The 20377-nt window shown below is 60.5% G+C and carries 21 protein-coding genes; 13 read left to right on the forward strand and 8 right to left on the reverse strand.

Annotation, left to right across the window (positions count from 1 at the left end; all coding sequences use genetic code 11):
• The first annotated feature begins 8 nt into the window (after window positions 1–8).
• Both AB731_RS05260 and AB731_RS05265 read left to right on the forward strand, forming a co-directional pair.
• Window positions 9–956: an MlaD family protein gene (locus AB731_RS05260; RefSeq protein WP_047092135.1), complete on the forward strand. Its 948-nt coding sequence runs from the start codon at window positions 9–11 to the stop codon at window positions 954–956.
• On the forward strand, window positions 953–1573 hold the full coding sequence (locus AB731_RS05265; RefSeq protein ID WP_231638850.1) for an ABC-type transport auxiliary lipoprotein family protein: 621 nt from the start codon (window positions 953–955) through the stop codon (window positions 1571–1573). Before AB731_RS05260 ends, AB731_RS05265 begins: the two co-directional genes overlap by 4 nt.
• Here the strand turns inward: AB731_RS05265 and AB731_RS05270 are convergent.
• Genes AB731_RS05270 through crcB form a run of 5 tightly spaced genes read right to left on the reverse strand, consistent with a single transcriptional unit; the run spans window position 1570 to window position 4702 of the window.
• Window positions 1570–2265: an ATP12 family chaperone protein gene (locus AB731_RS05270; protein ID WP_047092134.1), complete on the reverse strand. Its 696-nt coding sequence runs from the start codon at window positions 2263–2265 to the stop codon at window positions 1570–1572. The two genes, AB731_RS05265 and AB731_RS05270, sit on opposite strands and share 4 nt — an antisense overlap.
• Window positions 2262–2480 (reverse strand): hypothetical protein, encoded by a 219-nt coding sequence (locus AB731_RS05275; protein ID WP_047092133.1) that lies wholly within the window; start codon window positions 2478–2480, stop codon window positions 2262–2264. The genes AB731_RS05270 and AB731_RS05275 overlap by 4 nt, the downstream gene beginning before the upstream one ends.
• Entirely contained in the window at window positions 2473–3132 is a 660-nt protein-coding gene (locus AB731_RS05280) for an HAD-IA family hydrolase (RefSeq protein ID WP_173425727.1), read from the reverse strand. The genes AB731_RS05275 and AB731_RS05280 overlap by 8 nt, the downstream gene beginning before the upstream one ends.
• Window positions 3129–4292 (reverse strand): RluA family pseudouridine synthase, encoded by a 1164-nt coding sequence (locus tag AB731_RS05285; protein WP_047092132.1) that lies wholly within the window; start codon window positions 4290–4292, stop codon window positions 3129–3131. Before AB731_RS05285 ends, AB731_RS05280 begins: the two co-directional genes overlap by 4 nt.
• Window positions 4289–4702, reverse strand: a complete 414-nt coding sequence (gene crcB / locus AB731_RS05290; RefSeq protein ID WP_047092131.1) for a fluoride efflux transporter CrcB — start codon at window positions 4700–4702, stop codon at window positions 4289–4291. Before crcB ends, AB731_RS05285 begins: the two co-directional genes overlap by 4 nt.
• A gap of 208 nt (window positions 4703–4910) precedes the next feature.
• On the opposite strand from crcB, the gene rpsU reads away from it, so the two are divergent.
• From rpsU to AB731_RS05330, 9 genes are all read left to right on the forward strand, one after another.
• A complete protein-coding gene (gene rpsU / locus AB731_RS05295; RefSeq protein ID WP_047092130.1) occupies window positions 4911–5117 on the forward strand; it encodes a 30S ribosomal protein S21 in 207 nt (68 codons plus the stop codon).
• A gap of 139 nt (window positions 5118–5256) precedes the next feature.
• Window positions 5257–5844: an FKBP-type peptidyl-prolyl cis-trans isomerase gene (locus tag AB731_RS05300; protein ID WP_047092129.1), complete on the forward strand. Its 588-nt coding sequence runs from the start codon at window positions 5257–5259 to the stop codon at window positions 5842–5844.
• 21 nt (window positions 5845–5865) lie between these two features.
• A complete protein-coding gene (locus AB731_RS05305) occupies window positions 5866–7605 on the forward strand; it encodes a DUF4153 domain-containing protein (RefSeq protein WP_052768819.1) in 1740 nt (579 codons plus the stop codon).
• 48 nt (window positions 7606–7653) lie between these two features.
• Window positions 7654–7956, forward strand: a complete 303-nt coding sequence (gene gatC / locus AB731_RS05310; RefSeq protein ID WP_047092128.1) for an Asp-tRNA(Asn)/Glu-tRNA(Gln) amidotransferase subunit GatC — start codon at window positions 7654–7656, stop codon at window positions 7954–7956.
• On the forward strand, window positions 7956–9449 hold the full coding sequence (gene gatA, locus AB731_RS05315) for an Asp-tRNA(Asn)/Glu-tRNA(Gln) amidotransferase subunit GatA (RefSeq protein ID WP_047092127.1): 1494 nt from the start codon (window positions 7956–7958) through the stop codon (window positions 9447–9449). Before gatC ends, gatA begins: the two co-directional genes overlap by 1 nt.
• On the forward strand, window positions 9440–9586 hold the full coding sequence (locus AB731_RS13955; protein ID WP_156167368.1) for a hypothetical protein: 147 nt from the start codon (window positions 9440–9442) through the stop codon (window positions 9584–9586). The genes gatA and AB731_RS13955 overlap by 10 nt, the downstream gene beginning before the upstream one ends.
• Window positions 9579–11078, forward strand: a complete 1500-nt coding sequence (gene gatB / locus AB731_RS05320) for an Asp-tRNA(Asn)/Glu-tRNA(Gln) amidotransferase subunit GatB (RefSeq protein WP_047092126.1) — start codon at window positions 9579–9581, stop codon at window positions 11076–11078. The genes AB731_RS13955 and gatB overlap by 8 nt, the downstream gene beginning before the upstream one ends.
• A gap of 50 nt (window positions 11079–11128) precedes the next feature.
• Window positions 11129–12022, forward strand: a complete 894-nt coding sequence (locus AB731_RS05325) for an SGNH/GDSL hydrolase family protein (RefSeq protein WP_156167369.1) — start codon at window positions 11129–11131, stop codon at window positions 12020–12022.
• The gene (locus tag AB731_RS05330; protein WP_241462070.1) at window positions 11971–12492 is read left to right on the forward strand and encodes a tRNA (cytidine(34)-2'-O)-methyltransferase; all 522 of its coding nucleotides are present in this window, start codon (window positions 11971–11973) and stop codon (window positions 12490–12492) included. The genes AB731_RS05325 and AB731_RS05330 overlap by 52 nt, the downstream gene beginning before the upstream one ends.
• On the opposite strand, the gene AB731_RS05335 is transcribed toward AB731_RS05330, so the two are convergent.
• The 3 genes from AB731_RS05335 to AB731_RS05345 all read right to left on the reverse strand — a co-directional run bounded on the left by AB731_RS05335 (window position 12462) and on the right by AB731_RS05345 (window position 17188).
• Window positions 12462–13823: an ABC1 kinase family protein gene (locus AB731_RS05335; RefSeq protein ID WP_047092998.1), complete on the reverse strand. Its 1362-nt coding sequence runs from the start codon at window positions 13821–13823 to the stop codon at window positions 12462–12464. The genes AB731_RS05330 and AB731_RS05335 overlap by 31 nt on opposite strands.
• Before the next feature lie 116 nt (window positions 13824–13939).
• Complete coding sequence (locus AB731_RS05340; RefSeq protein ID WP_047092124.1) at window positions 13940–14251, reverse strand: hypothetical protein; 312 nt, start codon at window positions 14249–14251, stop codon at window positions 13940–13942.
• Window positions 14252–14296: 45 nt separating this feature from the next.
• Window positions 14297–17188 carry a M16 family metallopeptidase gene (locus AB731_RS05345; RefSeq protein ID WP_047092997.1) on the reverse strand — a complete coding sequence of 964 codons (2892 nt, stop codon included), beginning with the start codon at window positions 17186–17188 and terminating at the stop codon, window positions 14297–14299.
• Between AB731_RS05345 and AB731_RS13960 the strand changes: the two genes are divergently transcribed.
• Window positions 17187–17327: a hypothetical protein gene (locus tag AB731_RS13960; RefSeq protein WP_156167370.1), complete on the forward strand. Its 141-nt coding sequence runs from the start codon at window positions 17187–17189 to the stop codon at window positions 17325–17327. The genes AB731_RS05345 and AB731_RS13960 overlap by 2 nt on opposite strands.
• Before the next feature lie 75 nt (window positions 17328–17402).
• Window positions 17403–19982: an ATP-dependent chaperone ClpB gene (gene clpB / locus AB731_RS05350; protein ID WP_047092123.1), complete on the forward strand. Its 2580-nt coding sequence runs from the start codon at window positions 17403–17405 to the stop codon at window positions 19980–19982.
• Window positions 19983–20377: the final 395 nt, after the last annotated feature.

Raw genomic sequence — 20377 nt, forward strand, 5'->3', positions numbered from 1 at the left:
ACAAGGCAATGGAAACACGCGCCAATCATGTCTGGGTAGGAGTAGTCACTTTGCTACTGCTTGCCGGAGCCGCCATCTTTTTCGTCTGGCTTGCGCGGCTGAGCGAAGGTGACGTCGCGGAATATGATATCTTTTTCGAACAATCGGTTGGCGGCGTCGCGGAAGGCTCCGTGGTGACCTATTCGGGTGTTCCTGTGGGCCAGGTGAGCGATATTTCGATTTGGGACAAAGATCCCGAATTTGTGAAAGTACGCATCCGGCTGGAAGAGGCTGTGAGGATCCATGTGGGTACAGAAGCAAGCGTTTCGGCAAGCTTTACTGGCGTATCCAACATTTCTCTCGCAGGCGGGCGGAGCAATCTGCCAGAGATTACCTGCGACACGACCGATTGCCCTGAAGGTGTCCCGGTTATCCCGCCAGCGCCCGGAGCGATTGGCGAAATCCTCGCGAGCGCCCCGTTGCTGCTGCAACGTCTCGCGACGCTGACAGACCGGCTGACGCGCGTTCTGGATGATGACAACCAGGATTCAATCGCAGGTATCTTGCGCAATACCGATGCGATCAGCGGTGAACTGGCGCGCACTTCGCCCGAAATCGAAGCGACCTTGCAGGAATTGCAGGGCACGCTCAACCAGTCGACCGCCACGCTGGCGGCATTCGAACAGACCCTGGGTTCCGTCAACGGACTTGTGGAGAATGACGGTGCGGCACTTTCCGCAGATTTGCGCGCAACGCTCGGGTCTGCCCGCGAAGCCGCAGCGGCGCTGGAAGCTTCGCTTGCCAACGTAGAACCGCTGACTCGCCAGCTTTCGCAAGATACCTTGCCAGCCGCCACGGCCACCTTGCGCGATTTGCGCACGACCAGCGAAAGCCTTCGCAACATGACAGAGCGGCTGGAAACCGAAGGGGCAAGATCGCTAATCGGCGGCCCGGCCCTGCCGGATTACGAGCCATGAGAGTGAACGCCATGCGCCACCGCACCAATCGTATTATCTCACGTCCCGCAGTTGCGGCACTTGCAGCGCTCGGTTTGCTGTCAGGCTGCATCAGCTTCGGGGCCGAGCCGCCGGAACAGCTTCTGACGCTCACTTCTGCCGCAAGCGTGCCTGCCGGTTCGGCGACCGAAGGCCAGGCAAGTGCAGCGCTTGCTGTGCAGGTGCCAAGCGTTACGCAGCGGCTGAACGTCAACCGTATCCCGGTGGTCACATCGGACAGTTCGCTTGCCTATCTGGTGGATGCATTCTGGGTCGAAAAGCCGGCACGATTGTTCCGCAACGTCCTTGCAGAAACCATCCGCGCGAAGGGCAATCGCCTGGTCGCGACCGGGGGTGAACTGGAATATGTCGCGGAAACGCAGCTATCCGGTGCGCTATCCGCCATGGATTACGATGCCGTCAGCGGCAGCGTGGTGGTGCGATATGACGCAGTTCTCCGGCTGCCCGACGGACGTATCCTGACGCGCCGGTTTGAAGAAACCGTCAGCGGAGTTCCTGCGGAAGCTGGCGCAGTGGGTGCGGCGATGAATGACGCGGCCAACACCGTGGCCGATCAGGTTGCGGAGTGGGTGGGTTAAGCCTGCGACGCGGCGGCAAATTCAGCCGCTTTCGTAAACGCTTCCAGACGCTGCGCCCGTACAATTTCGGCCTGTTCGTCCCAGCCCCATAACTCCGCCTGCCAATCCTCTTCGGCATTCGCGGCAGCAAACAGCGCGGTCACATCTGCGCCGTCTTCCAGCACTGCCAGCGGCACCACCAGCGATGCGGCAAGCGATGCTTGTGTGAGAAGCGCGGCGAGAGTGAAATGGTCTTCGCTTTCCAACCGCTTTTGCAAGACGGCGATGGTCGCATCGGATTGGGCCCGGTGAACGATGCCGCTGACGCGGGTGAAGGTGACCCCGTGTCGATCCTCACAGGCCTTGACCAGCGGCTCCCAGATTTCCTGCTGGCGTTTGTAAAGCAGCTGGTCCGGATCAGCGCGATAACACAGCGTATCCGTGCCTGCGTAATCCAGCAGCTTGCCAATTGCAGCGGCGCGGTCTGGCCGCACAATGTCCAGGGCGAAGTCGGCAAGATCGCGGAACACGAAGCTGCGGGGATTGATTTCCTCACCCTGCGCGCGCCATTCTCCGGCAAGCAAGTGCGCCAGCGCCGAAGTTGGCACGATCTGCTGCCCGCCCAGCTGCGTGCGAAGCGGGCGTTCGTCCAGCGTTACCTGCCATCCAGCGTCCAGCGCAGTGACGCCGACATTCTTGTAAAACCGTTTCATTCAGGAGGGGACTTCCAACGGCGGGCAATCAACACCGGCAGGAAAAAGAATTCGAACATTCCGATCAGCAGCAGGCCGATACCAAGTATCGGCGGACCGGCAATGGCATCTGACAGGATCACCATCCCGCCAAGAATAAACAGCAAGCCGCCTGCGCGGATCAGCTGCAACATCGCCCAGCGGGCCTTGGCCGGATCATGGCCCTGATCAGCCATCGAGCAAAGCCTCCAACTCATACGCATCATCTGCCACGCCCCGCGCTCCGGCGGCGAGCAGTTCGGCGGGTTCGTGATAGCCCCAGCTCACGCCGATCGCCTGCACTCCAGCTGCAGCGGCCATTTCCATATCGTACACCGTATCGCCGATCATCACGGTATTGGCAGCATCGGCCAGCACATCCGCCATCGCTGCCTGCAACATGGCAGGATGCGGTTTGGACGGGTGCCGGTCGGCAGTATGAGTTGCTGCAAAAAGATCGCCCAGCCCATTGGCGCCGAGCGTGGCCGCGAGGCCGCGGTCCGATTTGCCGGTGGCAACAGCCAGCGCCCAGCCATTGGCGTGCAATCGGTGAAGCAGGTCCACGATCCCGTCGAACAATGGCTCCCGCAATGATCCATCTTCGCGCGATTGGCGAAAGGCGGCTTTGTAGGCCGTGACAGCTGCATCGTGCTGGCCGGTCGACGCATCGGGGGCAAGTTGGCGCACAGCCTGCGGCAAGCTCAGTCCGACAATCCGGCGGACAAGCGCGCGCGGAGGGGCCACAAGACCAGCCTCCGCAAAGGCAACTTCCATGGCATGGCAAACACCGGCTTGCCCGTCAGACAAAGTGCCGTCGCAATCGAACACGGCGAGCCTGATGACGCTCATTTGCGCGGGGCCTTCGGCTTTGCAGGAGGTTTGCGCACACCCCGCTTCTTCCCGCCTTCGTCAATACGCGCCCGGCGCTCCCCGCGGCGGGCCTTGCGATATTGCTTCGCGTGGGCTTTGGCTGCCTGCTTCTTCTCGGCGCGGTTGCGCTCTGGTGGAGGCGTGGCAATTGGTCCTGCATCGCTGAGCGAGATATCGAATCCGAGATGCTCCATGCTCTGCGCGAAATGCTCGGGCAGATCGGCTGTCACATCGATCGTTTCATCCTTGGGCGCGTCGATTATCAGACGGCGCGCGTGAAGATGCATCTTGCGGCTTACGCTACCCGTCAGAAACGCATCCTGCCCGCCATATTTGCCGTCCCCCACGATCGGATGGCCAATGGCGGCCATATGGGCCCGCAGCTGGTGAGTGCGCCCGGTGAAAGGCTGCAATTCGACCCACGCGGCCGCGTTGCCTGCGCGTTCCACTACCCGGTAGACGGTGCGGGCAGTCTGGCCTTCTTCCAGATCGACATGCATCTTCTCGCCGCCGGTACCCGGCTGTTTGGCAAGCGGAGCGTCAATTGTGCCTTCATGGACTTCGGGCACACCCACAACCAGCGCCCAGTAAATCTTCTTGGCACTGCGGCCGGAAAAGCGCTTCGAGAAAAACGCTGCACTGGCAGCGGAGCGGGCGACCAGCAAGACGCCGGATGTATCCTTATCCAGCCGGTGCACGAGGCGCGGGCGGCCTTCATCTTCGCCGGCATAGGCATCCAGCAAGCCATCGACGTGGCGCGTGGTCTTGGTGCCGCCTTGAGTTGCAAGGCCCGGCGGTTTGTTGATCACAAGTGCGGATCTGGTGCGGGTGATCAGCATCGATTCTGCCAATGCTTCTTCTTCCGCCGTCAGTTCCTTGCGCTCACGCAGGGTGCGCGCGCGATCTTCCCCGCCGGGAGGAACACGCAGGACCTGACCTTCCGCCAGCCGGTCTTCGACCTTGGCACGCTTTCCATCAACGCGAATCTGGCCAGTCCGCGCCCAGCGGCTGACCGTTCCGAAGCCGATCTTGGGCAAATGGCGTTTGAACCACCGGTCCAGCCGCACGCCTTCATCATCCTCGGCAACGGTAAACTGTCGTACCTGGTCTTGGCCCTGATTACTGTTTGTATCGGTCATGAGAACATCCTTGTCATGGCGAGCCCGAAGATAAACCCGGTCACGCCCAGCCCGACAGAAAGCATCAGGTAAATCGCCGCCATGCCCACTTGCCCGCGCTGGATCAGCATCGCGAGTTCAAGGCTGAAGGCGCTGAAAGTTGTGAAACCGCCAAGAACACCGATCCCCAGCAGGAGCCGCAGCCCTTCGGCATTTTCTGGCGCGCTGCGCACAAGCCATCCGGCCAGAATACCCATCAGCAGGCTGCCGAACGTGTTTACTGCCAGCGTGGCAAAGGGAAAAGCGCTGACGACGGGCGCGCCGAGCCAGCCCGTGATTGAACGGCCCAGCTGATATCGCAGCAGCGCACCGATTCCGCCGCCAAGGGCGACAGAAAGGGAGGCATATAGTTGCGGTGAATTATTGGACATGGCGCGCCTCTTAGACGTTGGAGAGCCAGTGCGGAACCCGAAAGGCGCGTCTCTGCTTGCTTTTGGTCCTTGATTCGCATATCTGCGCTCTCAGCGAGCCGGTCCGAATGCGGATTCGGCGCAATTGTCTTTTGCAAATTTACGGTGCAACCCGCGCCTTGATCCGCGGGCTCTGATCGTTTTGATATATTGAAGGTAGTTCATTTTTATGCAGATCATCGTCCGCGATAACAATGTCGAACAGGCCCTCCGCGCGCTCAAGAAGAAGCTGCAGCGTGAAGGCGTGTATCGCGAGATGAAGCTGCGTCGCCACTACGAAAAGCCCAGCGAAAAGCGCGCCCGTGAAAAGGCTGCTGCGGTGCGCCGCGCCCGCAAGCTGGACCGTAAGCGTATGGAACGTGACGGCATCCGCTAAGGCGGCATACCGATTTACCGAATCGTCTGGCTTGAAAGCTGGACATTGCTAAGCCAAAGGGGCGTGGAGACAGATTTCCGCGCCCCTTTGCTTTGCCCGGTGCAAAACTCCGGGCCCATTTTTGCAGGACCTGACCCTAATGACCGAAGTCACTCGCGTACCATTGCAGCCGATCGCCAAGGGATCGCTTACGAAACTCTGGCTTGGCGTGCTCGTTGCCGTACTGGTTGCAGCAGCTATTGCCTGGGCGGCCATGCCGAAGGGCTTGACCGTCGATACGATCACAGCGGGTGAAGGCCCCAATCCCACCGCAGAAGACGTGGTTTTCCTTCGCTACACGGGGAAACTGGCAGATGGGACCGTGTTCGATCAGACCGAAGCAGGCGGCTGGCCCGTGCCCGGCATTCTGCCCGATGGCGCTGCGCTGCCTTTGGGCCAGATGATCCCCGGTTTTACCGAGGCCGTGGTCCAGATGCAGAAGGGCGGCAGCTACGAAGTATTCATTCCGGCTGAAAAGGGTTATGGCGAAGATGTTCCGGCCGATGGCCCGATCCCGCCGAATTCGGATCTGTATTTCGATATCACGCTGGTTGATTTCATGTCCGAGGAAGAAGCACAGCAAAAATATATGACCATGATGCAGGTCTTGCAGGAAGCCCAGGGTGCCGAAGGTGCGCCGGGTCAGGGAACAGCTCCGCAGCCGGTCCCGCAGCCAGCGCCGCAATAATTTGTGAGCGGGGAGGGGGATATGGCGCAAGGCACGGCATTTGAACCCTCCACCGCGAATCCCGCCATTGTATCCCAAGGTCTGCTCGCAGACTGGCCGCTGAGGCCGTGGATATTGGCTGCGACAGGCGGCATTGCCGGGCTTGGTGTTTACGAACTTCTGGACGGATTTACTGCAGAGCCGTGGCGCGCGGCACTGGCGGCGCTGCTGTTTTTCGGCGCGGTAGCCACAGGATTTGTTCTTCGGCCGCAAAACCTGATCGAAACCGCTGGATTCGCGCTGGGAGTCGGCGTGGTGATGGGCGGGATCGCCTATCTGGCAGTCAATGCAGGGGACAGCCGTGCGGGCGAGGAGTTTGCCTTTGCCGCCGGAGTATTCTTCTCCATCCTTGCCATTCCGTTGTTTCAGGCCGGTTTTCACCGCAAGCGCTTGGCCACCCCCTACGCCGAAACGCATTTCCATGTCTGGACCGATGCGGTCAGCGCAGGCGGCGCGTTCCTGTTCATGGGTTTGAGCTGGATGTTGTTATGGCTTTTGCACGGTCTTTTCAGCCTGATCGGCATCGAAATTATCGAAGAGCTGATCGAAACCGGCTGGTTCAGTGCGATATTTGCCGGGGCAACTTTCGGCGCGGCATTGGGTGTCCTGCGCAACCAACTGGGCATCATCGGCACATTGCAGCGCGTGGTAATGCTGGTGTTTTCACTGCTGGCCGTGCCATTTGGCCTCGCCATCATGATTTTCCTGGTGATCCTGCTGTTCTCCGGCGGCGGAGCGCTGTGGGAAGCAACCGACAGCGCGACGCCTGTCCTGCTGACCTGCGCGGTGGGCTGCTTTATCCTCTCCAATGCCGTTGTCCGGGATGATGACGAACATCGCAGCGGCAGCGCGGTGATGCAGGCTGCTGCGCTGGTGCTGGCGGTGTGCATCCTGCCGCTGACCGTGTTTGCTGCCATCAGCATGGGCATTCGGATCGACCAGTACGGCCTTGCGCCGGAACGCATCTGGGCGCTGATCGCGATCGCGATCTCCACCGCATATGGGCTAGCGTATTGGGTCGGGCTGGCACTTGGACGGCTGGGCGCGTGGAGCGATTACATACGCCGCGCAAATCTTCATCTGGCAGTGGTCACCTGCGGTATCGCGCTGATCCTCGCCCTGCCATTGCTGGATTTCGGCGCGATTTCAGCGCGAGACCAGATCGCGCGGCTGGAAAGCGGAGAAGTTTCGGCCGAGGATTTCGACTATGCGGCCCTTCGCTGGGACTTCGGTGAAGCCGGGCGGGACGCTCTGGAAGAGCTTGTCGCCAGTCCCGACCAGCAAATTGCCGAGTTGGCGCAGGATGCGCAGATCATGGAAAGCCGGCCCTATGGTCGCCGGACGCAAGCAGACCGGCGCGAGATTGCTGAGGCATTGGATTACGGCGATCTCGGCGAAACCGCGCGCGCCGCCGTTGCCGCCTACGTCCGGGACGAGATTTTTCAGTGCGCCGAGGGTTGCCGCGCAGTTTCCCTCGGCCAGACAGACGGCGGCGAATTGATCGCTCTGCTATCGGATGCCGAATACGAGCGACCCAAATTGCTGCTGGTTGGGCCGGACAGCGAAAAAGCGGTTCCACAATTTGTTCGTGACGGCCGCTTGATGGGCGATGTGGCGATTGAAGAAGGGCCCGGAGGCGCTGGCGGCCAAGTGGAATTGCGCCCATTTGAAGGTCAACAGCTTTACGTTGACGGCAAGCCCGCCAGCGAGCCTTTCAAATAGGCGCTAAGACCGCTTGAAGCGCATCCCGTGCGCCGCTAGTGCGAAGGCATGTCTGTTACCCGAGAAGAAGTGGCGAAAATCGCCCAGTTGGCACGCATAAAGATGGGCGAGGGCGACCTCGACCATCTCGTGCCCGAATTCAACAAGATCCTGGAATGGGTCGAACAGCTGGGAGAGGTCGATACCGCCGGTGTCGAACCGATGACCGCTGTGATCGACCAGAAATTGCGCCTGCGCGATGATGTGATCGATGCCGATCCTAAAACCGGCGGCGGTCGCCGCGATGATGTGCTGGCAAATGCTCCGGCGGCAGAGCACGGCTTTTACGGCGTGCCCAAGGTGATCGAATAATGCCAAGAACCGAAAATGACTTTACGCAGCTTGGCATCCGCGAAATCCGCGATGGCGTGGCGGGCGGCGATTTTACCGCGCGCGAAGTGGCCGAAAGCCTCAACGCTGCCGTCGAAGCAGCCACCAGCCTCAACGCCTTTATCGTCACCACGCCGGAAAAGGCGCTGGAAGCTGCCGATGCCACCGATGCCGCGCGCGCGGCTGGCAAGGCGCTTGGCCCGATGGCGGGTGTGCCGATTGGCATGAAGGATTTGTTCTGCACCAACGGCGTGCAGACGACAGCTGCCAGCCACATCCTCGAAGGCTTCATTCCGCATTACGAAAGCACTGTCTCGGCCAATCTCTGGGCGGCAGGTGCGGGGATGCTGGGCAAGCTGAATTTGGACCAGTTCGCGATGGGCTCGTCGAACGAGACATCCTATTTCGGCAATGTATCCTCCCCGTGGCGCAAGGCGGGCAGCAATGCCCCGATGAGCCCGGGCGGTTCTTCGGGCGGTTCCTCCTCCGCAATTGCCGCGCGGCTTTGCCCGGCGGCGACCGGCACCGATACCGGCGGTTCAATCCGCCAGCCCGCTGCGTTCACCGGGATTTGCGGCATCAAGCCGACCTATGGCCGGTGTTCGCGCTGGGGCGTTGTGGCGTTTGCCAGCAGCCTCGATCAGGCCGGACCGATGGCCCGGAGCGTAGAGGATTGCGCGATCATGCTTGGCGCGATGGCGGGGTTCGATCCGAAAGATTCAACCAGCCTAGATGCGCCAGTGCCCGACTGGTTCGGCAATCTCGATGCCGATATGCGCGGCAAGAAAGTCGGCATTCCGCGCGAATACCGCATGGAAGGCACCGATCAGGCAATTCTGGACAGTTGGGACCGCGGGGCGGAGTGGCTGCGCGATGCTGGCGCGGAAATCGTCGATGTCAGCTTGCCGCACACCAAATATGCGCTGCCGGCCTATTACATTGTCGCTCCGGCGGAAGCGTCCAGCAATCTCGCTCGCTATGACGGCGTGCGGTACGGCCTGCGCGATCTGCCAGATGGCGCTGGCTTGCAGGATATGTACGCCGCCACCCGCGCCGCCGGTTTCGGTGACGAGGTAAAGCGCCGCGTGATGCTCGGCACCTATGTGCTGAGCGCAGGCTTCTATGATGCCTATTACACGCAGGCGATGAAGGTGCGCACACTGGTGCAGCGAGATTTCGACGCGGCGTTCGAGCAATGCGACGTGATCCTCGCGCCGACCACGCCGACCGCCAGCTTCCCGCTGAATTCGCTCAATGATGATCCGCTGACGATGTATCTGAACGACGTGTTCGCCGTGCCTGCTTCGCTGGCTGGCCTGCCCGCGATGAGCGTGCCCGCAACGCTGACCGAAGACGGCCTGCCGCTCGGCCTGCAAATCGTAGGCCGAGCGATGGACGAGCAGAGCGTGCTGAACGCCGGTCTGGCGATTGAGCAGCGTGCCGGATTCACTGCGCAGCCGGAGAAATGGTGGTGACCTCCGAGGCGATAACACTGATCGCGGGGCTCGCGGTCACTATCGTCGCCGTCCTGGTGCCCGCCTTCCTATCACGCCGCATCAAGCACGGTGAGGCGCGTTTCGACAAAGACGGAAAGTTGATCGACAATGAGTAACTACCGCATTCACGGCGCAACGGGCGATTGGGAGATCGTTGTCGGTCTCGAAGTCCATGCGCAGGTCACTTCCAACGCGAAGCTGTTCTCGGGCGCGTCCACGCAGTTCGGGGCAGAACCCAACACGCAGGTCAGCCTGGTGGACGCCGCAATGCCGGGGATGCTGCCCGTGCCCAACCGCGAATGCGTCCGCCAAGCGGTGCGCACCGGAATGGCTATTGAAGCGGAAATCCACAAATGGAGCCGGTTCGACCGGAAGAACTACTTCTACGCTGATCTGCCGCAGGGCTACCAGATCAGCCAACTGTACCACCCCATCGTGGGCAAGGGCGCACTGACCATTGAAGCTGATGAGAAGGCCGGAATCCCCGAAGACCGCACCATCGGGATTGAGCGCATTCATATCGAGCAGGACGCGGGCAAGCTGATGCATGATCAGCACCCGACCATGTCTTATGTCGATCTCAACCGCGTCGGTGTCGCGCTGATGGAAATCGTCAGCGATCCCGATATGACTTCGCCCGCAGAGGCCGGGGCCTATGTGCGCAAATTGCGCGCCATCCTGCGCTATGTCGGCAGCTGCGATGGTAATATGGAAGAAGGCTCCATGCGCGCAGACGTGAATGTCAGCGTGCGCCGTGTCGGCGATACAGAGCTTGGCACGCGGACCGAGACGAAGAACGTCAATTCCGTGCGCTTCGTGATGCAGACCATCGAACATGAGGCGCAGCGCCAGGTCAATGTGCTGGAAGACGGCGGCACAATCGTGCAGGAAACGCGCCTGTTCGATCCAGGCACAGGCACCACGCGGTCCATGCGGTCCAAGGAAGACGCGCATGATTATCGGTATTTCCCCGATCCCGACCTGCTGCCGCTGGAACTGGACGATGAATTTCTGGAGGCCTGCCGCGCCAGCCTGCCGGAACTGCCCGATGCCAAGCGGCTGCGGTACGAAAACGAACTCGGCCTGACGCCGTACAACGCTCGCGAACTGACCGCTGATGTGGAAGTGTTTGCGCGCTTTGAAACGCTGCTGGGTGAAACCGCGAGTGCGATCGGCAAGCCAGAAGCCAAGGTGGCTACGCAGGTGGCAAACTGGGCGCTCTCGGTCGCTCCGGGTGTGGTGAAGTCCTTGGGTGACGAGGCTGATGTAAGCCATGGCACTGCCGCGCGGCAGGCTGCCATCCTCAAGATGCAGGATGCGGGCGAGATTTCCGGCGGACAGGCCAAGGAAATCTACGAGATCGTCCTGAAGACCGGCCGCGAGCCGGACGAGATTGCCGACACTGAGGGCCTGAAGCAGGTCAGCGACACTGGCGCGATCGAAGCCGCTATCGACGCGATCATTGCCGGCAACGGCGACAAGGTGGAGCAGTACAAGGGCGGCAAGGACAAGCTGTTCGGCTTCTTCGTCGGCCAAACGATGAAGGCCATGCAGGGCAAGGCCAACCCGGCGGTGGTTAACCAGATCCTGAAGGACAAGCTGGGCTGAGTGTTCTTCAAAAGAGGCCGCCTTTTCGCCGCCGTGCTACGCGCGTCGTGGTGGTCGCTGCATTGGTACTGGTCATCGGTGAACTCACGGCTCGTTATGTCATCGGCCTTGGCACCCCGCCGCTGACTATTGTTGACGAGGTGACAGAATATCGGTTTGCCCCAAACCAGGACGTGACGAGGTTCCATAACCGCCAGCTTTACAATGAATTTTCCATGCGCAGCCCGCCGCTCGATCAAGTCAGCGCTGACAGGCGCGTGATTGTGCTGGGTGATTCCGTAATTAATGGCGGCGGCTTGACCGATCATTCGGACCTCGCGACCACCATCGCTTCGAACGATGCGATATTCTTTGGCAACGCGAGCGCGGGAAGCTGGGGACCTGCCAATCTGGCTGGTTGGATAGAGCGGTTCGGTTATGCTGGCGCCGATAGCGCGGTTCTGGTGCTGAATTCGAAAGATCTCAACGATATCCCGAGCTTCGACCCCCTTGATTCCCTGGATTATCCGGTCGAGAAACCGGTATCTGCATTTGGCGAGCTGATTACCCGGTACCTCCTGCCGGAGTTCGGCTGGCGCAGTGAGGCGGAGCCCCGCAGACAAGCCAGAGCTCGGTCGGGAGCTGGCGAGATCGAGATCGCGCGATTGATGGACCGGTTCAGAGAAGATGGGGTGCCACTATGCATTGTGCATAACCCGATGCGCAGGGAACTTCTGGCAGAAATCCTTCCGGCGGGCGTGCGCCTGCAGGAACTCTTCAAAGAGCGGGGAGTGCCGGTCATCTCGGCCCGGGATGTCTACCGCACACAGAATGAAAGTGGCGCAGACCTTTACCGCGACGACATACATCTCAATGCCGAGGGTCAACGCGCATTGGCGCCTTTGCTGATCGATTGTGCAGCAGCTGCACAGGTCCCTTCACCACCGCCAAATCAAACAAGGTAATTCCCATTACGCCCGCAATTGTCCTCGTTCATCCGGAAATAGCCGGAAATACCGGTTCCATCGGGCGCACCTGCGTGGCGCTCGATATGGAACTGGTGCTGGTGCGTCCCTACGGGTTCGAGATTACCGATACGCGGGTGAAGCGGGCAGGGCTGGATTACTGGCAGCACGTGCGGCTGGCCGAATTCGATAGCTGGGATGCGTTTGTAGCGGAGCGGACGCCGCGCGAGGATCAGCTTTTCCTGTTCGAGGATGACGGACCGCGCAGCTTTTATGAGCCCGATTATCCCGATGATGCCTATCTGGTGTTCGGCTGCGAGACGAAGGGATTGCCGCCCGAAATCCGGGAGCCATATCAAACCCGTGAATTCCGTCTGCCGATGCGTTCACCGCATATCCGATCGCTTAATCTGGCAAGCACGGTGACGGCGGTTGCCTATCAGGCCTTGAGAGGCACGCTTTCTACATAAGGCCGCACCAGGTCGCGCACATGCACCTTCGCCTTGAAGCGTGCGCCCAGCAACGCCGTGCCGCTGATCTTGCGCTGGACGAAAAGCATTTCCACGGGCGGGATGTGCCAGGTGGATTTGTCCGCTGCCATTTCCATGCCTTCATCGCGCAAGACGGACACGAAGCCGCGGTCGCCGAAGTCGAAGGGGCCGGCTCGGTTCATTTCCTCTATTATCGTGTCGATCATCAAATTGACCCGGTCTGCGTGATTGTCGACCGCGCCCTGCGGCAGATAGCCCGCCTCCAGCGCCGCCTTGCGCGCTCCGTCACGGTCTTGCGCCAGGCCAGCAGCCATCAGCTTGCGGTAATCCTCGGCGATGACCGGATCGACATCGCGCGTGGCCCCGAAATCGAGCAGCACCAGCTTGCCGGTATCCGGCTGGAAGCGGTAATTGGCGAAGTTGGGATCGGTTTGCATCACGCCGAATTCGAACATTTCGCGCAACACCAGCGTGATGATCGCGGTTGTCACGCGGTTGCGTTCGTCCTGCGGTGCCTCGTCCAGCACTTCGATCGGCTTGCCGGGTAGGAAGTCCATCGCCAGCACGCGGCCGGTTGAAAATTCTTCTGCAATGGCAGGCACCAGGAAATCGTCATGGCCTTCCAGACGCGCACGGTACCGCATCATTTCCGCGCCTTCGCGCTCGTAATCCGCCTCCTCATGCAATTGCCGCTTTGCCTCTGCCAGCAATGGCGAGAAATCGAGTTCCCTGGGCAGCAGGCCGGAAATGCGCAGCAGGGTGGCGACATTGTCTACATCGGCGTCGATGCTTTCCTTCACGCCGGGATATTGCACCTTGATCGCCAGCTCGCGCCCGTCCTTCGTCACGGCACGGTGGACTTGCCCGATGGAAGCGGCAGCGATGGGGCGCGGGTTGAATTTGGCAAATCGGCCGAGCCAGCCCTTGCCCCATTCCTTGTCCAGTACATCGCGCAGCTGATTGGGGGGCATCCGATCAGCTTGTTCGCGCACGCGGGCGAGGATATCGGCAAGTTCTGGCGGCAGCATATCGCCAGCGTCCATGCTGATCATCTGGCCCATTTTCATCGCCGCGCCGCGCAAGTGTGACAGACGATCCGCCAGCCGTTTGGCATTGCCCGGCGTCAACATCGCATCGCGCAGTCGCGGGCGTTCTCCGCGTGAAAGCTGGCGCGCACCTTCGGCCAGCATTCCGCCAGCAACGCCGCCTGCAAGCCTGCCGAAAGCACCAATGCGTCCAGCGCGGCTGCTCGGCACTTTGCGGCTGCGGTGGTCGTTAGCGTCAGGGCCTTGTGGCGTATCGTCGTCCAAGCGGTCATCTCCTGCCCACACAAGCGAAAGGGGCGGCGGGTCTATTCCCGTCACCCATTCGCAAATTCGGGCTGCCGTGGCGAGCAGGGCTTAGGTCCGCCCCGCCGCGCAGGGCATCAGGCTTGCTGGCGTTTCGCCGTCAGCGGCATCTTGCCCATCATGCCCGCATCAATCGTGCCGGTCACATCGTCACCGTCGACCGTTGCTTCGCAATCCAGCGTCATCGGCAGCGGCATGCTCATCTTCATCTTCCAGGACAGCGTGTTGCCGCTGATAGTGCCGTCATTGATGTCCATCGCGCCAAGCGAGCCGTTGAGCGAGCCTGTGAAGCTGGTTCCGCTGTCATCCGGCACCACGATCATCGTGCCCTTTTGTTCGCCCATCGGGCTGTTGACCACGAAATCATAAGTACCGCCGACATTGCTCATTATTCTCTCCTGAAGGGTGTTTCGGTCGTGTTGTGCAGGCGGCCCTTAAAGGGCGTCTGCATCCAGATATTCGATTTCCATCCCCAGCGTTTCCAGCTGCGGATCAATGACCGTACGATCTCCAACCACGACAATCACCAAATTCTCCGGCTGGAGATAGCTTGCCGCCGCGGCATTGATCTGATCACCGCTGATGCTGCGATAAATGTCCGGCAGACCAACTTGGTAGCGCAGATCGCGGCCATTCAGTTGATTGCTGAGCAATGCGCCCAGAACCTGCCCGTTGGTTTCGAAGCGATTGGGCAGATTGCGGATGTTGCCATCGGTCACGCGCTGCAATTCTGTCGCATCGACCGGGCGCGTGGCAGGGAAGGCGTGCATCTGATCAAGGATCACACGGATCGAATCCGCCGTCCGGTCGGCCTGCACCTGCGTGCCGACTTGCAGGCGGCGCGGGCCGCGCGCATCGGGGATCGAGGAGCCAATCCCGTAGGTCCAGCCCTTCGTTTCGCGCAGATCGTTGTTGAGGCGCGAAAGGAAGCCGTTGCCGACCACTTCGTTGGCTAGCTCGACCGCTTCGAAACCTTCTGGCCGCCCTTGAAACTGTGTCAGGCGGCCGAGCGTGAGGTAGCTCGACGGTGAATTGGGACGGTCGACCACCACCAGACGTGAGGCCGGGGCGGGGGTGGCAATATCCAGGTCCTTGGTCGGTGCGGGCGTTGCGGGAACGGGCCAATCGCCAAAACTGGCTTCCAGAGCGGCCACCAGATCATCCATTGCGATATCGCCGACAACTGTGATCGAGGCGAGGTCAGGACGCATCCACTCCGCATGTTCAGCCCGAAGATCACTCGCCTGCAATGCTGCGACTGCCGCTGCATTGCCGCTAGTGGAGGCGTAGGCATAGGGGTGGTTCTGCCCATAAATCAGCGGCAGAAAAGCGCGCTGGGCAATTCCTGCTGGCGACGCAAGTTGCTGGGCAATAGATGCCTCGCGTTGCTGAAGGACGCGCGCAACGGCATCGGGCGCAAAGGCCGGGTTGCGCACCACATCGGCCATAAGATCGAGCGACGGAGCAAGATTTGCGGTCAGCGCAGTCAGCGAGACTACAGACCGATCCACGCCTGCACCCGCATTGAGCGAGGCACCGAGCGCTTCTTGCTGTTGCGCAATATCGAGCGCGCTGCGGGTCGTTGTTCCTTCACTCAGCACATCGATCATGGTCTGATGCACACCTGCCTGCCCGATGGGATCAACGACTGATCCGGCATCGAAAACCATGGCTATAGAAAGCTGCGGTACTGCATCGCGGCGCGCCAACACGACGGGAATACCGTTCGAAAGACTTGCACGCTCAAGCTGCGGGAATGTGAGTTCGCCTACAGGTTCCGGCTCAGGCAGAGCGCGCTCAGGACCTGTTCGTGTGACTTGCACGTCGGAGCCGGTGTCCGGTTCCGGCGCGGGATTGAGATGTTCGTCGCCCCAGCCGCCCAATTCGCCGCCATCCAGCGTGCGATCACCAGGCACAACCACCAGTGTATATGACGGGCGGGACAGCCAGCGCTCCATCGCGCTGCGCACGATTTCCGGCGTCAGAGCTGCCATCTGCTCCAGTTCGCTGCGGAAATGGCCTGGGTTCCCGGTGTAGAGCAGGCCCTCGGCAAGGATCTGGCCTTTGCCGCCGAAATTGCCGACGCGCTCCTGTGAGCCGATAGTGGCGGAAACGAATTGTGTCACGGCGCGGTCGATTTCGTCTTGAGCCGGACCACTGGCGATCATCCGCGCGATTTCGCTTTCGAGAAGTGCACGCGCGGCGGCGGTATCAACGCCTTGCTTCACATTCACCGTGGCTTGCAGGAAGCTGATCTGTTCCTGCTGCTGCGCATAGGCGGAAACGCTTGTGGCCAGCTCTTCTCCGCGCACCATGGCATTGTCTAGCCGGGAGGAGCTGAGGCCGCCAAGGATCGCCATGCCAACTTGCAACGGCACGGCATCGGGATGCTCCATTCCGGGACCAGTCCATGCCTGATAGATCCGCTCAAGGGGCACCTGATCTGTGATTTCGAGATATTGCGGCTCTGCCAAAGTGACCGGGCCAGCATCGCGTGTTACCACTGCGGGGCCGCGCTCCAGCTCGCCGAACCAGCGTTCTACCATCGGCCGCGCTGTTGCGACGTCGATATCGCCGGTCAGCGCGAGTACCACGTTGTTGGGGGCGTAATTGTCGCGGAACCAGGTTTGCACATCTTCCAGACTGGCGGCAGAAAGGTCCGCCATCGAACCGATGGTCGAGTGGCGATAGGGATGGCCCACGGGAAGCAGCCCGTCATTGATCAGGTAATCGACCAGGCCGTAGGGATTGTTGTCACCCTGCCGTTTTTCATTCTGGACAACCATACGCTGGTTATCGAGCTTTTCCTGACTGATTGCGCCGAGCAGATAGCCCATCCGGTCACTTTCCATCATCAGCGCCAGATCGAGCGCACCGGTGGGTACGACTTCGACATAATTTGTGCGGTCATACCAGGTGGAACCATTGGTGCCGGTGGAGCCTGCCGCTTCCAGCGGAATATCGAAATTTTCGACATTTTCGCTGCCGCCGAACATCAGGTGCTCGAACAGATGGGCAAATCCTGTGCGGCCGCGCGGTTCATGTTTCGAACCCACGCGGTAATAGGTGGTGACGCCGACCAGCGGGCTCTTGCGGTCTGTGTGGATCACCACTTGCAGGCCATTGTCGAGCGTGAACGTCTCGAAGGGAATGTCCACGGCGGCGATCAGTTCGTCCAGCGAAGCGGCTGCGGGCGCAGCGGCAGCTTGCGGCTCCGCGATGGCGGCGGGCACACCGGCGGGCGGTGCCACGGTGGTCGTGCAGCCCAGCAGCGCGAAAGCGGCGGTTGCGGGAAGGAGTGAGCGGAGTGTTTGCGCAAGTTTCATGCGTGACCTGTTAGCATTGTCAGGCGCGTGGGAAAGCGGTTTTGCATCAGCAAATTGTGTTTGGTCGATCACCATCGACGCTTTGGCCATTCCAGACATGGGCAGGGCCTTGGCGAAAGACGAATTCGTTCCAAAATAGAGTTTCAGGGGCGGCAGGCCTTGTGTTGCATAAGGGCAACATTATCTTGGTTGCATACAGAGTGAGGGACCCGACATGAATCTCGAAAAATTCACTGATCGTGCGCGAGGCTTTTTGCAGAGCGCACAAACCGTCGCCATCCGGAACAGCCACCAGCGCATATCACCCGAACATATTCTGAAGGCCTTGCTGGAAGATGAGGAAGGCATGGCCGCAGGGCTGATCCAGCGTGCAGGCGGCAATCCCGGCACGGCGGTGCAGCAGGTTGATGCGCTGCTTGCCAAAATCCCCGCTGTCAGTGGCGGCGGGGCGCAGCAGACGCCGGGGCTCGATAATGATGCGGTGCGGGTGCTCGATTCCGCCGAGCAAGTCGCAGCCAAGGCGGGCGATGAATACGTGACCGTCGAACGTCTGCTGCTGGCTCTAGCGTTGGCCAAGGACAGCAAGGCGGGCAAGGCGCTTGCCGATGCAGGTCTCACCGCGCAGGCGCTCAACACCGCGATCAATGAATTGCGCGGCGGTAAGACGGCGGACAGCGCCAATGCCGAGGCATCTTATGATGCGATGAAGAAATACGCCCGCGACCTGACTGAGGTTGCACGCGAGGGCAAGCTGGACCCGGTGATCGGGCGCGATGAGGAAATCCGCCGCGTCATCCAGATCCTTGCCCGGCGGACCAAGAACAATCCTGTCGTCATCGGCGAACCCGGCACCGGCAAGACGGCGATTGCCGAAGGCCTCGCGTTGCGCATTGCCAATGGCGATGTGCCGGACAGCCTGAAGGATCGCCGCCTGATGAGCCTCGATCTGGGCGCCCTGATTGCAGGCGCGAAGTATCGCGGCGAATTTGAAGAACGGCTGAAGTCCGTACTGGACGAGGTGAAGGGTGCGGACGGCGAGATCATCCTGTTCATCGATGAAATGCACACGCTGATCGGCGCGGGCGCGAGCGAAGGCAGCATGGATGCCTCCAATCTCCTCAAGCCTGCTTTGGCGCGCGGGGAACTGCACTGCATCGGCGCGACCACGCTGGATGAATATCAGAAGTATGTCGAAAAGGACGCGGCGCTCCAGCGGCGTTTCCAGCCGGTTTTCGTGGATGAGCCGAGCGTGGAAGACACAATCTCCATCCTGCGCGGCATCAAGGAAAAGTACGAGCTGCACCACGGCGTGCGCATCACGGATGCAGCGGTAGTTGCCGCAGCCCAGCTTTCCGAACGCTACATCTCCGACCGCTTCCTGCCGGACAAGGCCATCGATCTGATGGATGAAGCCGCCAGCCGCATCCGCATGGAAGTGGAAAGCAAGCCGGAGGAAATCGAGAACCTCGACCGGCGTATCTTCCAACTCAAGATTGAAGAATCCGCGCTTTCCAAAGAGACCGATTCTGCAAGCGAGGACCGCCTGAAGGTTCTGCGAGAGGAACTGGCGAATGTGGAACAGCAATCGTCCGAACTGACCACGCGCTGGCAGAATGAACGCGACAAGATCAATGCCGAGGCCAAGATCAAGGAAGCTCTCGACGCGGCGCGGATCGAACTGGAACAGGCCCAGCGCGGTGGCGATCTCGCGGCGGCAGGGGAACTGCAATATGGCACCATTCCCGGGCTGGAAAAGCAGCTCGCGGAGGCAGCCGGTCACGCGGAAAACGCTTTGCTGCGCGAAGAGGTGACGGAGGACGATATCGCCTCCGTCGTCAGTCGCTGGACCGGCATCCCGATGGAAAAGATGCTGGAAGGCGAGCGCGAGAAGCTGCTCAATATGGAAGATGTGCTGTCCAAGCGCGTGATCGGGCAGGAAAAGGCGATCAACTCGGTGTCCAAGGCGGTTCGCCGTGCACGCGCGGGCCTTCAGGATCCGGGCCGCCCGATGGGCAGCTTCCTGTTCCTCGGCCCCACCGGCGTCGGCAAGACGGAGCTGACCAAGGCCTTGGCCGAATTCCTGTTCGATGATGATCAGGCGATGGTGCGAATCGATATGAGCGAGTTCATGGAGAAGCATTCGGTCGCCCGGTTGATCGGTGCGCCTCCCGGCTATGTCGGTTATGAAGAAGGCGGCGTGCTGACCGAAGCTGTGCGGCGGCGGCCCTATCAGGTCGTGCTGTTTGACGAGGTGGAAAAGGCGCACGGCGACGTGTTCAACGTGCTGCTGCAAGTGCTGGACGATGGCCATCTGACCGACGGACAGGGCCGCAAGGTCGATTTTTCGAACACGCTGATTATCCTGACGTCGAACCTGGGCAGCCAGTTTCTCTCCAATCTCGGTGATGATCAGACTGTAGCCGATGTCGAAGATCAGGTGATGGAAGTGGTGCGCAGTCATTTCCGCCCCGAATTCCTGAACCGACTGGACGAAATCATCCTGTTCCACCGCCTGGCCATGGAACACATGGCGCCGATCGTCGATATTCAGGTTGGCCGGGTGCAGAAACTGCTGAAGGATCGCAAGATCGAGCTCGATCTGACCGATGGTGCGCGCAAATGGCTTGGCCGGGTAGGCTATGATCCGGTCTATGGTGCGCGGCCTCTGAAGCGCGCGGTCCAGCGTTATCTCCAGGACCCTCTGGCCGAAATGCTACTGGCCGGCGAAGTGCCTGATGGCAGCACGGTCAAGATCGACGAGGGGGATGGTGCGCTGGAAATGGTGGTCAGCTAAGACGCTCCGCCCAAGGTCACGCTCTTTGCCGTTTGGTCGGCAGAGTGCGTGTCCGGGGCATCTTGTGCAAAAGCGGGTGACGCAGGCAGAGCGATGGAAAGTCCCCACACGGGGCCAGCAGTCCGCAAAGTGGCCCCATACCTTATGATTGTTACTTCGGATGATGCAGCAAGTCTGAATAAATAAAAAACAGAGAGATTACAAAGACACAGCCACGATGTGCTACGTTTTTGTCGGTGTCATTCGCAAGATTATGCTGCAATGCAGCAACAGTGATGCGTTGAACAGAATTTTTGCCGCCGCCAACGTGCGCCGGTACGCAACAATCGGAAATTATGGCACGAATTGGCCTGTGTGTGAATTTAGTCACAGACTCAACTAAATCGGGCAACAAA

Source organism: Aurantiacibacter marinus (genome assembly GCF_001021555.1).
GTDB classification, from domain to species: domain Bacteria; phylum Pseudomonadota; class Alphaproteobacteria; order Sphingomonadales; family Sphingomonadaceae; genus Alteraurantiacibacter; species Alteraurantiacibacter marinus.

What these genes read in the sequence shown, in the direction of transcription:
- AB731_RS05270 (WP_047092134.1), bottom strand. Translation starts at nt 2,265, where the DNA reads ATGAAACGGTTTTACAAGAATGTCGGCGTCACTGCGCTGGACGCTGGA.
- clpB (WP_047092123.1), top strand. Translation starts at nt 17,403, where the DNA reads ATGAATCTCGAAAAATTCACTGATCGTGCGCGAGGCTTTTTGCAGAGC.
- AB731_RS05345 (WP_047092997.1), bottom strand. Translation starts at nt 17,188, where the DNA reads ATGAAACTTGCGCAAACACTCCGCTCACTCCTTCCCGCAACCGCCGCT.
- gatC (WP_047092128.1), top strand. Translation starts at nt 7,654, where the DNA reads ATGTCTGTTACCCGAGAAGAAGTGGCGAAAATCGCCCAGTTGGCACGC.
- gatA (WP_047092127.1), top strand. Translation starts at nt 7,956, where the DNA reads ATGCCAAGAACCGAAAATGACTTTACGCAGCTTGGCATCCGCGAAATC.
- AB731_RS05305 (WP_052768819.1), top strand. Translation starts at nt 5,866, where the DNA reads ATGGCGCAAGGCACGGCATTTGAACCCTCCACCGCGAATCCCGCCATT.
- crcB (WP_047092131.1), bottom strand. Translation starts at nt 4,702, where the DNA reads ATGTCCAATAATTCACCGCAACTATATGCCTCCCTTTCTGTCGCCCTT.
- AB731_RS05275 (WP_047092133.1), bottom strand. Translation starts at nt 2,480, where the DNA reads ATGGCTGATCAGGGCCATGATCCGGCCAAGGCCCGCTGGGCGATGTTG.
- AB731_RS05300 (WP_047092129.1), top strand. Translation starts at nt 5,257, where the DNA reads ATGACCGAAGTCACTCGCGTACCATTGCAGCCGATCGCCAAGGGATCG.
- gatB (WP_047092126.1), top strand. Translation starts at nt 9,579, where the DNA reads ATGAGTAACTACCGCATTCACGGCGCAACGGGCGATTGGGAGATCGTT.
- rpsU (WP_047092130.1), top strand. Translation starts at nt 4,911, where the DNA reads ATGCAGATCATCGTCCGCGATAACAATGTCGAACAGGCCCTCCGCGCG.
- AB731_RS05280 (WP_173425727.1), bottom strand. Translation starts at nt 3,132, where the DNA reads ATGAGCGTCATCAGGCTCGCCGTGTTCGATTGCGACGGCACTTTGTCT.
- AB731_RS13955 (WP_156167368.1), top strand. Translation starts at nt 9,440, where the DNA reads ATGGTGGTGACCTCCGAGGCGATAACACTGATCGCGGGGCTCGCGGTC.
- AB731_RS05285 (WP_047092132.1), bottom strand. Translation starts at nt 4,292, where the DNA reads ATGACCGATACAAACAGTAATCAGGGCCAAGACCAGGTACGACAGTTT.
- AB731_RS05340 (WP_047092124.1), bottom strand. Translation starts at nt 14,251, where the DNA reads ATGAGCAATGTCGGCGGTACTTATGATTTCGTGGTCAACAGCCCGATG.
- AB731_RS13960 (WP_156167370.1), top strand. Translation starts at nt 17,187, where the DNA reads ATGCGTGACCTGTTAGCATTGTCAGGCGCGTGGGAAAGCGGTTTTGCA.
- AB731_RS05265 (WP_231638850.1), top strand. Translation starts at nt 953, where the DNA reads ATGAGAGTGAACGCCATGCGCCACCGCACCAATCGTATTATCTCACGT.
- AB731_RS05260 (WP_047092135.1), top strand. Translation starts at nt 9, where the DNA reads ATGGAAACACGCGCCAATCATGTCTGGGTAGGAGTAGTCACTTTGCTA.